We start from the raw sequence: 12962 nt of genomic DNA, 5'->3' as shown, positions 1-12962 counted from the left end.
CTGTTCTATTCCAATTAGCCTCTTTAAAATCTGCTGGAGCACCAGGATATTTTGTTCTAAGGTCTTTTTTTTCGCCCTTTGATTTGCAATAGGCACAAGGACCTTCATTTTATCAACAGGAGCAACTTTGCCCACCTTGAGGCTGATCTCTATATCTTTTAATTGCTTTGTCAGCAATTCAATATTCTTATCTACAGCTAAAATTGCCTTTTTTGTCTCAATAATCTTTAGATAAGTAGAAGCTATGTTATAAATTAGCTCTTGCTTTGTAAAAAAATATCTGTCAACTGAGATATCTTTTATTAACTTGCTTGCCTTATAATTATATATCCTGCGACCACCTAAAAAAATAGGCAGAGTCAACTCTACACCGCCAGAAAAGATGTCCTTGTCAAATATCCCTGGTTGATTATTTCTTTGGGCAAAAATAACCCTGTTAGGATGTTCTGATCTAAGATAACTACCTTTTAATTTAATATAGGGAAAAAAGTCTGATTTTGCTATGGAGATAGATTTTTCCTGCGCCTTTATATCAAAGGTTTTTTCCTTTAACATGGGGCTATTTTTTAAGGCAAGGTTTATGCATTTCTGCAAATTAGTAATTAAAATTCTCTTCTTACAACTTGCATCTATTAAATTAGTTAAAACGAAAAATAAAGATACAAAAAAAACAATTAACACCTTTTTGTTGGCCATATTAAGAAACGCATCTTCGGTTCTTTGCATATATCCCTTCCTTACCCAGTGCAGAATATATTTAACACAACTACAAATTAAAATCGCTTTATTGCCAATTGGTGATACGCTCATTACATAACTCAGTCAAGGATTTTTATTGTTTTTTTGGTCATTAAAAAATTTTGCAACGTTAAGTCTTTAACTAACATATTATGTTAAAAGAATAATTCCAATTCCAGCACTCATTTTCGCAACAATTCCCAGGATCTTCCCAAACATAGCGCCATAAGCTGCCTGTTTTGACTCAGAAAAACTTTTTCCGCTGGCAAGTTCAAAAACAAGGCTACCTGCAAAGGCACCCAATATCCCTCCGATTAATGCCCCTAACCCAAGTAAAAAAGGAGCGCCTAAAATGGCGCCTGTAATTGCCCCAATAAATGACCCTAGGTTGCCCTTAGAAGTAAGGCCATATTTCTTTCCCACAACAAACTGTCCAACAAATTCTATAACTTCACCTAAAATACAAAGCAATATCACAACTGCCCACCATGAAATAGGAGGAGAAAAGGTAGTACTAAAGATATCAAATAAAAATAATACCACCACCATAAGCCAATTTCCAGGAAGGCTAAAAAAATTTAAACACCACAATAAAAATAAAACTATTTTTATAAAAATCATTTTATCCCCTTTAGTTGTAAAATCCACACAATTTTTTTAAGTTCTCAAATAAACTTATTTTTTCCTCCCTGGAACTGTTTTTTTGTTTTTTTACTTCCCTAACAACCCTTTCTTTAAACTTCTTATACACCTCATTTCGCAAAATATGGTCCTTTTCTAACACCAGCTTAAACAACATCCTGTCGATTTCTAAAACATCGCCGTCTTGAGTACAAACAACAGTTGCATTTCTCTTTTGGTCAGATATTAAGGCCACTTCACCAAAAAAATCTCCCTTCTTAAGTTTTGCAACTGTTTTACCTTGTCTTCTAACTTCAAATTCACCGCTAATAATTATGTACATTGTATCTCCAACGTCGCCTTCGTTAATCACCTTATCTCCTATGTGAAATTTAAGTAAATTACCATACATAGCTAAAAACTCAAAAACCTCTTTTCTCGCATTCTGAAGCAGCTCATTGGATTTTAAAACAGAAAAAATTCTGGAATCAACTTGCCTTGGTTCCTGTTCCTTCATTATAACTGTCCTAATTGGAAAAGGAATTTCAATATCAAAATTTTTGAATTGATACCAAATTGAGCTGTATATCTCATCTATTGCCAATCTTTTTTCATAGTAATTTCTAACGCCAAAAATAATCTTATAATTAATAGAAGATGACCCATATCCCATTAGTAAAACTTTTTTTTCAATATGTTGATCAACAAACCGATTTTTGTTTAAAATATCATAAATAGCCCGTTTTACTTTGATAGGAGGTACTTCATAACTAACTCCTATGTCTATTTGTACTTCTAATTCCTCAGATGGTTTACTGTAATTAATTATATTTTCCGAAGAAATAGTGTTGTTTGGAATTATTACATACATATTTAAAATAGTTTTAATCTTTGTATACCTCCAATTTATTTCCTCAACTTTACCAATTAAATCACCAACCTGAATCCAATCTCCCAGATCAAAAGGCTTTTCAATTTGTATTACTATCCCGGATATCAAGTTGCCAATAGTATCTTTCATAGAAAGACCAATTATAGCAGTCATAATAGCAGATGGGGTTAATATAGTTACTAAATCAACATTAAATACATTTCTTAAAAAGACCATTATAAATAACAATATAATTGCAAATTTAATAATATCAATTATGATATAACTAATTTTCTTTTTCTTTTTTAGTAAAAGATATTCATTTATATATAAATCTATTATTAGTGATTTTACTATCAAAAATATAAGAACTGTCTCCAAAACAAAAAGTATTTTCAAAAACCATATTCCCTGGATCTTTTCTTTTAAAAATTCTACAAAAATTAAAATTATTGAATAATTTAAGATCTTGGTAAAAAGGGAAGGCCAATCAAATCTTTTTTTTAAAAGACCTACTAAAATCCTAAGAAATAGTATAATACTAATAGTTATGCTAAATAAAATAATGTCATTTTTGTGCACAAGTAATTGATCAAACATATCGATAAAATAGTTTAATTGTTCCATAATATACCTTATTTTTTGTCAAATTGAATAATACTCAAATCTGACTTTAAATCATTTGGATCAATTATTTTTGATATTAAACCAAGATAATATTCGCTTAAATAATCATTATAATCATTATACAATCGTTCAAATATATCCTTTGCTCTCTGCATATCCCCTTTTGATAATAAATCTATAGCGGTTTCAAAATCAATTACTTCATTACTATTTAAATTTAAATCAGTAATCAATTCATACATCTTTACTGGAGCACTCTTTCCTTTTACAATTACTTTGCCAATGTATCTTATGAGAAAATCCTCTCTAGATATTTTTTTTGCAGTATATTCTGTGATCAACACATTGGTATTAAAATATTTATTAAGGCCTTCAACTCTACTGGCCAAATTTACAGTATCTCCTATGGCAGTGTAATCAAATCTGGTCTTTGTACCCAGGTTACCCACTACTGCTTCACCAGTATTTATTCCAATCCCCACTCTTATCTGAGGATATCCTTTTTTATTAAAGACATTATTTAAGTCTTTAACACACCCAATAATTTCTTTTGCCGATTTAACTGCTGCTTTTGCATGTTCTGGAAGATCTACAGGTACATTAAAAAGTGCCATTATTGCATCGCCAATATATTTGTCTAACATCCCTTTATTTTTCAAAATAATATCTGTGACAGGACCAAAAAAGTTATTCAACAGATTAACAAGCTCTTCAGGGCTCAATTTTTCAGATATAGATGTAAAGTCTCTAATATCTAAAAAGAGTACTGTTACTACTTTTTTTTCTCCTCCTAGTTTGAGTTTTTCAGGGGATTTTAAAACCTCATTTACAAGTTCCTTAGTTATATAACTACTAAAGGCCTTTTTCAGATATCTAGATCTCTGTTCAATAACAAAATTTCTATAAGATTCAAGAAGCACAAAAGATAAAATAAACTGAACAAATGGATATATAGTAGCAATTCTTATATTATATACTGAAAATAAATAAATATTAAAAAACACATAAAGTCCACCAAATATAAAAAAGCCCAGAAGAGAAAAAAGGGTATTTTTAGTCTTCACAGAAATAGTTGTAAGTATTGCAGGAATAATCAGTATGGATAAAATATCAATTAAAAAAACGTAAGTATTTCTCACAAGATAAAAATTTTGTAATATATTTGATGCCATTGTACAATGTACTTCAGTACCTGGGAAATTGGGATCTGTTGGTGTAGGAACCAGATCGCCTACAGCTTTTTCTGTTACACCTAAAAAAATCAATTTGTCCTTTAAAATATCTTTATTAACATGTCCTTCTAAAATATCCACTGCAGATATATGTGGTATTGTATGTCCTTTTCCATAAAAGTTTATAAGTAAACTTCCAGTATTTGATACAGGAATTTTTCTATCACCAACCCTTAACTCAACAATTCCATATCTATCAATAATTACAAAGATAGACTGCGACAGGTAATTTGATATAGCCGCAAGTGATAAAGATGGCATTAAATATCCTTCAAAGGCCGCTATTAAATGCAGTCTCCTCAATATTCCATCACTGTCAGGGAATACTGAAAAAAACCCCTTTCCCACACCAGCTGATGAAATGGGAGGGATATTTGTTTCTGCTGTAGGAAAATTCTTGATAGGGATGTCATTTACATCTCCTAAAACTTGAATGTTCTCAATACAAAAATCAGGTAAATTTTTAGTGGCAATTTCTTTTTCATCCTTTTTCTCCTGATCTCTAAAGAAAAACCCCAACACCACTTTTTTTGAATCAGCAATGGCCCTTGTTAATATCTCATCATCTTTTTTATTTGAATATTCAGAAAAGACCATATCTAAAGCTATGGTCTTAGCACCTAATTTGTCTATTTTTTTTATTAACTGAGCAACAACATCACGCTTCCACGGCCATCTCCCAATTTTGTCTATACTTTTCCCGTCTATTTCAACCAATACCACCTTGTTCGATGGTATCACTGTTTTTCTAAATCTAAATTTTACATCCTGTATCCTATCATCTATTGTTTGAAAAAATTCAAATTGTTCAAAGTATAAAAAATAACCCACTACAATTACCAAAAAACATATAAAAAAATATATATAATATTTTTTCATCTAGGTACTACTTATTCTTTTCTCTCTTTGCCTTTTTTATAAGTACTTTAATTTGATTTTTATATTTACCCTGTGGAAACAATTTATTATATAATTTAAAATACCTATTGGCCATATCTAAATCTTTTGTTTCTAAATAGATAAAACCTAGCTGGAAAATTGCGTCTTCATAAAATTCTGTATTTTTATAAATAGTTGCCACTGTTTTTAAATAATCAATAGCAGAATTATAATCTTTCAAAAATCTAGTATTTATAATAGATTTTTGAAATAATATTTCGGCCTTTACATCTGGCTTTGATGTGAATAATAATGCTATATTTAAATATTTTAATGCTTCTCTAAATTCTTTTTTATCAATTAAATAACTTGTATAATTAATATTCCACCTGGCAATGATTTCTGGAAGCTCTTTTATTTTTCTCATCTCTTTTGGCACTACAATTCCAGTTACCTCATATAACATCTCATACATATCTTTTAATGTTTTGTCTTTTTCATAATTAATAGGTTGAATAGGACCAACATTAGCTCCACTTTGAGACATCTCTTTTGCCCTAGTATTAACTGCTGAATTTAAATTTTTTAGAGTCACTACACCTTCTTTAGTAAAAAGAGCAGATGCGTTTTCTTTAGCATATACAATAAATTCCGTTCCCTTGACACCTGCAACTCCGCCACCACTTACTACATTAAATGCTTCATTTGGTTTTAATTTGTGTATAATAGATCTAAGGACTCCACTTTTTATTCTAACTTTCATCCTGTCTTTTATTATTAAATCACTATTTGGTCCTATAAATAGAGTATCTCCTTTTTTTGTCTTTATCTGTAAAGTAGAATTAGAATCAGTTTTAATTTTATCTCCTACATATATCCTTTGTTTTAACTGGATGGTACTATTATTTATTTTAGGGCAGCCTTTATATGAAATGACACGTCCAAATGGTATCTTTAACCATCCCCCATATCCAATAGATGTGCAGCAAAAAATAAATATTAATTGAATAAAATATTTTTTCATAATAGACTCCTTTTACAGATATTTCCCAGTTATTGATCTAGGATCTTTTTTTATTTCCTTTGGAGTACCTTTAGCAATTATTTCTCCTCCAAATTCACCACCACCAGGGCCTAAATCAAATACATAATCACTTGCCCTAATAACATCTAGATTGTGCTCAATTACTATTACACTTGCCCCTTTATCCACTAGTTTATGGAGTACTTCAATGAGTTTTCCAACCTCATGCATGTGCAATCCAGTTGTTGGTTCATCTAAGATGTATAGATTTCCAGGCAAGTTCCTTCTGCTCAGCTCCCTGCTTATCTTTATCCTCTGGGCTTCACCTCCAGATAGTGTAGTAGCAGGTTGACCCAACTTTATATATTCAAGTCCAACTGATTCTAATATTTCTAATTTTCTCTTTAATACCTGATGGTTTTCAAAAAATTTTTTTGCCTGTCTTACAGTTAAATTTAGGACTTCTGCAATATTAAGTCCTTTATATTTTATATCTAACGTCTCTTTATTGTATCTTCTTCCTTTACAAACATCGCATTTAACATAAACATCTGGTAAAAAATGCATCTGTATCTTAATGTAGCCCTCTCCTTCACACCTCTCACACCTTCCACCTTTTAGGTTAAAACTAAATCTCCCTGGTTTATAGCCCTTTTGCCTTGCTTCCTTTGTCTTCGAAAATATCTCACGTATATGATCAAACACTTTGGTATATGTAGCAGGATTAGAGCGTGGTGTCCTTCCAATTGGAGATTGATCTATAAAAATAACATTTTCAATATTCTCCACCCCTTCTATGCTCTGAATTTTCCCTGGATTTTCAACAGCCTGTCCCTTTGATAAAAGTAGGTGTTTATACAAAGTATCACAAATTAAAGAACTCTTTCCTGATCCTGAAACTCCAGTAACACATACCAGAACTCCAAGGGGAATGTCTATATCAATATTTTTCAAATTATTTGTACTAACACCCCTTAATTTCAAAAATCCCCGTGGGGCTCTATTTTTAGATACTAAATTAATTTTTAAATCCCCTCGCAAATACTTTCCTGTCAATGTATTTGCTTTATGCAGTCCGTCTAAATTTCCAAAATACACAACTTCCCCACCAAACATACCTGAGCCAGGTCCTAATTCAATAATATAGTCAGCTTCATTGATTGTATCTTTGTCGTGTTCTACAACTATTACAGTATTTCCTCTGTCTTTTAATTCTTTTAGGGATTTTAACAATCTTTTATTATCCTTTGGATGTAATCCTATACTTGGTTCATCTAAGACATATATAATACCTTCGAGTCCAGAACCAAGCTGTCCAGCCAGCCTGATCCTCTGGGCTTCGCCTCCTGATAACGTGGACATTTCCCTTGATAATGAAAGATAATCAAGCCCCACCTGACTCAAAAATTGTAGTCTTGATTTTATTTCCTTTAAAAGGGGCCCTGCTATCTTTGATTCCATCCCCATAAATTTAAGGGTATTCAACCACTCATACAAACGCCTAATAGACCATGAACATACATCAAATATTGAAGCCCCATATATTTTTACAGACAGAGCCTCTTGTTTTAATCTACTCCCCTTACATATTGGACATGTGACCTTGTGCCTGTATTTGGAAAACTCATCTATCCATATTGAATTTCCTATATAATTCTTTCCTTTTTCAATGAGAGAAATCACACCTTCCCACTCGATCTCTCTGTCACCAAAAAAAATTTTATCTTGGATCTCCCTTGACAACTCACCAAAGCCTTTTTTTATGTCCTCTCCATATTTTTCAAAAATTTTTATCAAAAAGGGCTTAACTTTTGAGAAGAGTCTTGCTTTTCTTAAGGGCAATATAGCCCCGTCTAAAATAGAAAGTCCTTTATTTGGAACCATAAGGTCTATATCAAATCGTTCAACTGCCCCAATTCCAAGACAATGGTCACATGCCCCCTGGGGACTGTTAAAAGAAAAGAGTTGGGGAGTTAATTTCGGAAAATTTCTGTTACATCTAGGACAAACCGCCTCCGTTGAATAAAAAACTTCATCTCCATCTATATATTTAATTATAACCCTACCATCCCCCAATTTTAAGGCCAGCTCTATTGAGTCTGATAGCCTCTTTCTGATATTGTCTCTTAAAATCAGCCTATCAACCACTACTGAGATATTGTGTTTTTTGTTTTTATCTAACTCTGGGGGACTGTCCAAAAGGCATAAATGACCGTTAACATATATCCGTACAAAGCCTTGAGATCTGAGCTTTTTAAAAAGGTCTACAAAACTTCCTTTTTTATATTCCACTACAGGTGCCAGGATCATAAACTTATGCATTTGTTTTTGCGATAAAATAGAATCTATAATCTCATCAACACTTTGGGATTTGACCTCAATACCACATTTTGGACAATATATCTTTCCTACCCTGGCAAACAATATCCTTAAATAATCATATATCTCTGTAACAGTTCCAACAGTGGATCTTGGATTTTTTAAAATATTGTGTTGCTCAATTGCTATAGAAGGGGTAAGTCCTTCTATTTTTTCCACTTTCGGCTTTTCAAGTTGAGGTAGAAATTGACGGGCATAGGCTGATAGGGATTCCACATAACGTCTCTGGCCCTCAGCATAAATAATATCAAATGCCAGAGTAGATTTACCAGACCCACTTGGTCCACATATTACTATAAATTTATCCCTTGGAATATCAATATTAATAGATTTTAAATTGTGATGGGTAGCATTTCTTATTTTTATAAATCGAACCATTCTGAGAATACCCTGGAAGATATTTTTTGAGGAATATTTTGATTAAGTTCTAGGTTCTATGTTCGAGGTTCTGGGTTCATTAAACATTGAACATTGAACGTGGAACGTTGAACTATGTGGTAACCTACTATGACTAATTATTGGACAAGAGGGAATCTCTATGTTGAATGTATGCGTTTCTAACAGCAATATATGGATCCATTGCTGCAGATTTTAAATCTTCATATTCTCCAAGGTGAAGGGATAAATAGTTTAACTTTTCTCCTCCCTTAATTCCATAGGAAGCATAGGCTGGTTCAACATAACTAACTGGATTTAAAAAATAATCTCCAATAGTTCCTACACCATCCCTTAAAGAAGACGGACCAAAAACTGGCAACACAAGATATACCCCATGACCAAGACCCCAGTTACCCAGGGTAAGACCAGTATCTGCCTTAGGTGGCTTTTTTAAGAACTTAATTCCAGAAGCAGGGTCTAAAAGCCCACCAAAGCCCAGGGTGGTGTTTATTATCAAACGACAAGTGGCCTTAAAAAAATTTACAAACTTAAATTCCAAAATATAATTAACAGCCCTGATAGGATATTTTATATTTGTAAATGCCCTGGATATACCTTGTCTAAAGTTTAGAGGTAGTATCTCTGAATATGTTTTTGCCACAGGTTTAAAAAAATAAAAATACAATTTGTCATTTATTTTAAACATCACTCGATTAACAGGCTCTAAAGGATCACTCACTTTTTTTGTATTTTCACTGTATTCAGTCTCTATTTCTGACATAATATCGTCATAGTTAGAACTACTTTCAATTGCCAGCGCCAAATTGGAAAAAGAAAAAACAATTAAAAATATTATACAGAAAATTTCCTTTTTAATGTGCATATAATGTTCCTTTATTACACATAATATATAGACATCTTAATTTAAGACAACCTGTATTGATTTTTTCACTACACTTGGTATCCTTTAACTTCGCCCTTAATTCATCAATAACTTCTTTAGGCGATTTTTTTAACAGCATATCTTTGAACTGGCTTCTGTAATTTTTTATCAAACTAACTCCCTCAACATACACATCATAAATTTTCCATTTTTTTTTAAAAAATACAAATCTATAATTTACAGGTATGTATTTATCTTGATATTTTACCTTGGTTTTTACTTCGGCCTTCCTAGATGAAAATATTATCTGATCAACAATTTCTATATTATTTTTTGGATATTTCTTAATGTCTTCAACATGACTTAAGATTTTGTCAAAATAATTTTGCGCAAGTAACTCAATAAAAAGACATTCAAATTGTCTTTGTTGGGCTTTTGATAATTTCCGATAATGTCGTCCTAAAACCATCCTGGACATAATATCAAAAGCAAAGATGTCCTTTGCAAGGTCAATTAATTTATTTTCAAATTCTAATTTGTACTCTGTTGAATTAGTCGGATTATCATAGGTTTTAAAAACTTCAATGGTTTTATCAATATATTTTTTCAATGTATCAGAGGGTTCTTTGGCAAAAGATACAGAAGGAAACACAAAAAAGAAAATAAAAATAATTATTATCCGCTGCATAAGCAAATCTCTCCTCATTTTTTTACATTGCCAAAAACATATTTACTCACAAGTTCCTCAAAATCTACAGGTGGCTCAGTGTCAACAATCATGTCGCCAGGAGAAAGATATATATCAGACCCACCAGGTGAAATACTTATATATTTGTCACCGATAAGGCCATTTGTTTTAATAGATGCAATTGAGTCGTCGCTCAATTTTATATCTTTTCTAATATCCATTACCACTATTGCAGAAAAGTCTTTTGGGTTTAAAATAATATCCTTTACCCTCCCCACCTCCACTCCAGATATCCTCACCTCGTTTCCTGTCTTAAGGCCTGTTATATTACTGAACCTGGCCTTTATTGAGTAATATTTACTCCCAATAAGCTCCATTTTTCCCAATTTTATGGTTAAATATCCAACACAAAGAATTGAAATAAAAACAAAAATTCCTACTGTAAATTCAATGTAATATTTTTTGTCACCCATAGCTAAAATCCCTCATTTTTTCCCACAAAGTAATTTTGCAAGCAAAATTCTATTTTCCTTTGCCTCATCTACTAATTGTTTTAAAGATTTATCACTATCTACAATTGTATGTCCTGCATAGATAGCAAACTCCACACACGATTCGGCATATGAATCTGAGTGCATAAATTCTCTATGTTTAAGATTATTTCCAATCACTTTTAAATGAGTCTTTATTTTCTCTGGATCTGTCTCATTCACCACTGAAACCACCTTGTCAATCCCATATTTTCCCATGGCAACAATAGCTGATCCGCAGCTTTGTCTGCATGTAGAGGCTATCTCACATACAATATTATATGGAGTGATATAACCAACTTTTTCTACAAGATCATTGTATCTATCTATTTCATATAAAATAAGAGACATCCTTCTAACTTTTTCTCTTCTTATTTTTTCAAAAAATTTCTCAAAATCTCGGCTCGTCATCATTCCAGCAACATCATTTTTGAGAAATTCCAGACTATTTATAAATTCATGTACAACAGGATGGGCACAATTTTCAAGTTCCATGGGCGTTCCTTCAAAGATAATTTTGCCTTCATCAATAACTGCAATCCTGCTGGAGATGTAGAACACATGTGGCACATCGTGGCTGACCAATACCGCTGTAAAACCAAATTCCCTCTGTTTTCTGAGTATCATCTCCAGGACGCTATTTCTACGAACAGGATCAAGACCAGTTGTTGGCTCATCAAATAACACCACTTTTGGATCTGTAACCACAGCTCGTGCAAGGGCCACCCTTTTTTGCATACCGCCAGACAGTTGTGATGGATATTTATTCTCCTGCCCTGCAATATCTAAGGTCTCCATAACATCTAAGACCCTTTTCTTTATTTCTTTATCTGACATATTTGTGGTTTCTACAAGGGGAAGGGCAATATTTTCATAAATTGTCAAAGAGTCAAAAAGGGCATTGTTTTGGAACATAAAATTGATTTCTTTTTTTAACTCTTTCCATTTAGATTTAGGCATATTAAGTATAGAATGCCCTCTATAGAGGATATCTCCTCTATCAGGTATATCAAGCCCAATCATTAGTTTTAGAGTCACACTCTTTCCAACTCCGCTTTTTCCAATAATGGTGGTGATTTCAGAAGGATACACCTTTAGATTTACGCCATTTAAAACAATTTTATTCCCGTATCCCTTATGAACATCCCTAAATTCAATAAGTGGAGTCTTCATTTTAAATCTAACCTGGGTTTATAGTAAAAAAGATGTAAGTACATAATCTCCAACCAAGACTAACACAGAAGAAATCACCACTGCGTCTGTAGTGGCTGAACTAACACCCCTTGCCCCAAATCCATCCTTTCTTTTATTGACAAAATATCCCTCATAACAGCAAATTGTTATTATCAAGATACCAAAGACTATTGCCTTATAAAATCCGCCCATAATGTCGTCCATTTCAACCAAATTTTCCATTTTTGAAAAATATGTTCCTGAATCTATACCAAGGAGAAGCACCCCAGTTATATAACCTCCAATTATACCTATTACATCAAAAATTGATGTCAAAAAAGGAAAACATACAAGGGAAGCCACGATCCTGGGAGAAAATAGATACCTGATGGAATTAATATTCATAGTCTCTAAGGCATCTATTTGCTCACTTATCCTCATAATTCCAATCTCTGCAGTTATTGCAGAACCAGCCCTTCCTATAACCATAATTGCAGTTAAAACAGGGCCCAATTCGCGAATTATAGACAGGGCCACAGCAGCACCTAAAACACCTTCTGAACCAAATTTTATAAGGGTATAATAACCCTGAAGTCCCAGTACCATGCCTGTAAACAGGCCAATTAAAGAAATTACAAATATTGATTTAAATCCTATAAAATAAACATGTTGAAAAATCTTTTGCACCTGAAAAGGCGGGGTTAAACAATACGCAACTCCTTTTATAAAAAAAATAAAGATAGACCCAAGTTCCCTAATAAAACCTACTGACAATAATCCCAAATATCTTATAAACGCTACAAGTAGACGAGTTGGCTCTCTCATAGGTATTTACCTTTTTTCAGTAAATAAGATTTGAGGCGAGAAAAAAATCTTGGGTGATACTAATGCTTTTTTACACGCACGTCAACAAAGTAAATCACATATTAATCACTAGCT

At 32.4% G+C, this 12962-nt stretch carries 11 protein-coding genes; all 11 read right to left on the bottom strand.

Annotated features, from left to right (window positions below):
* Positions 1–726, bottom strand: a 726-nt coding sequence (locus ACY2V1_RS08295) for a TolC family protein (RefSeq protein WP_461834331.1), incomplete at its 3' end; no start/stop codon positions are given.
* Positions 727–888: 162 nt separating this feature from the next.
* Complete coding sequence (locus ACY2V1_RS08290; protein ID WP_461834330.1) at positions 889–1359, bottom strand: DUF456 domain-containing protein; 471 nt, start codon at positions 1357–1359, stop codon at positions 889–891.
* Positions 1360–1369: 10 nt separating this feature from the next.
* Positions 1370–2857 (bottom strand): mechanosensitive ion channel domain-containing protein, encoded by a 1488-nt coding sequence (locus ACY2V1_RS08285; RefSeq protein WP_461834329.1) that lies wholly within the window; start codon positions 2855–2857, stop codon positions 1370–1372.
* 8 nt (positions 2858–2865) lie between these two features.
* Entirely contained in the window at positions 2866–4968 is a 2103-nt protein-coding gene (locus ACY2V1_RS08280) for a CHASE2 domain-containing protein (protein ID WP_461834328.1), read from the bottom strand.
* A gap of 7 nt (positions 4969–4975) precedes the next feature.
* Positions 4976–5992, bottom strand: coding sequence for a FecR domain-containing protein (locus ACY2V1_RS08275; RefSeq protein WP_461834327.1), 1017 nt, complete (start codon positions 5990–5992; stop codon positions 4976–4978).
* Between the two features lie 12 nt (positions 5993–6004).
* The gene (gene uvrA / locus ACY2V1_RS08270) at positions 6005–8749 is read right to left on the bottom strand and encodes an excinuclease ABC subunit UvrA (RefSeq protein ID WP_461834326.1); all 2745 of its coding nucleotides are present in this window, start codon (positions 8747–8749) and stop codon (positions 6005–6007) included.
* A gap of 133 nt (positions 8750–8882) precedes the next feature.
* Positions 8883–9632, bottom strand: coding sequence for an MlaA family lipoprotein (locus ACY2V1_RS08265; protein ID WP_461834325.1), 750 nt, complete (start codon positions 9630–9632; stop codon positions 8883–8885).
* Positions 9622–10320, bottom strand: a complete 699-nt coding sequence (locus tag ACY2V1_RS08260) for an MlaC/ttg2D family ABC transporter substrate-binding protein (protein WP_461834324.1) — start codon at positions 10318–10320, stop codon at positions 9622–9624. Before ACY2V1_RS08260 ends, ACY2V1_RS08265 begins: the two co-directional genes overlap by 11 nt.
* Before the next feature lie 14 nt (positions 10321–10334).
* A complete protein-coding gene (gene mlaD, locus ACY2V1_RS08255; protein ID WP_461834323.1) occupies positions 10335–10793 on the bottom strand; it encodes an outer membrane lipid asymmetry maintenance protein MlaD in 459 nt (152 codons plus the stop codon).
* Positions 10794–10805: 12 nt separating this feature from the next.
* Positions 10806–12023, bottom strand: a complete 1218-nt coding sequence (locus ACY2V1_RS08250; RefSeq protein ID WP_461834322.1) for an ABC transporter ATP-binding protein — start codon at positions 12021–12023, stop codon at positions 10806–10808.
* Positions 12024–12041: 18 nt separating this feature from the next.
* Positions 12042–12848: an MlaE family ABC transporter permease gene (locus ACY2V1_RS08245; protein ID WP_461834321.1), complete on the bottom strand. Its 807-nt coding sequence runs from the start codon at positions 12846–12848 to the stop codon at positions 12042–12044.
* Positions 12849–12962: the final 114 nt, after the last annotated feature.

This window comes from Desulfothermus sp. (assembly GCF_053993635.1).
The sequence above is the reverse complement of the archived record's forward strand: the minus strand, read 5'-3'. Positions and strand labels throughout refer to the sequence as shown.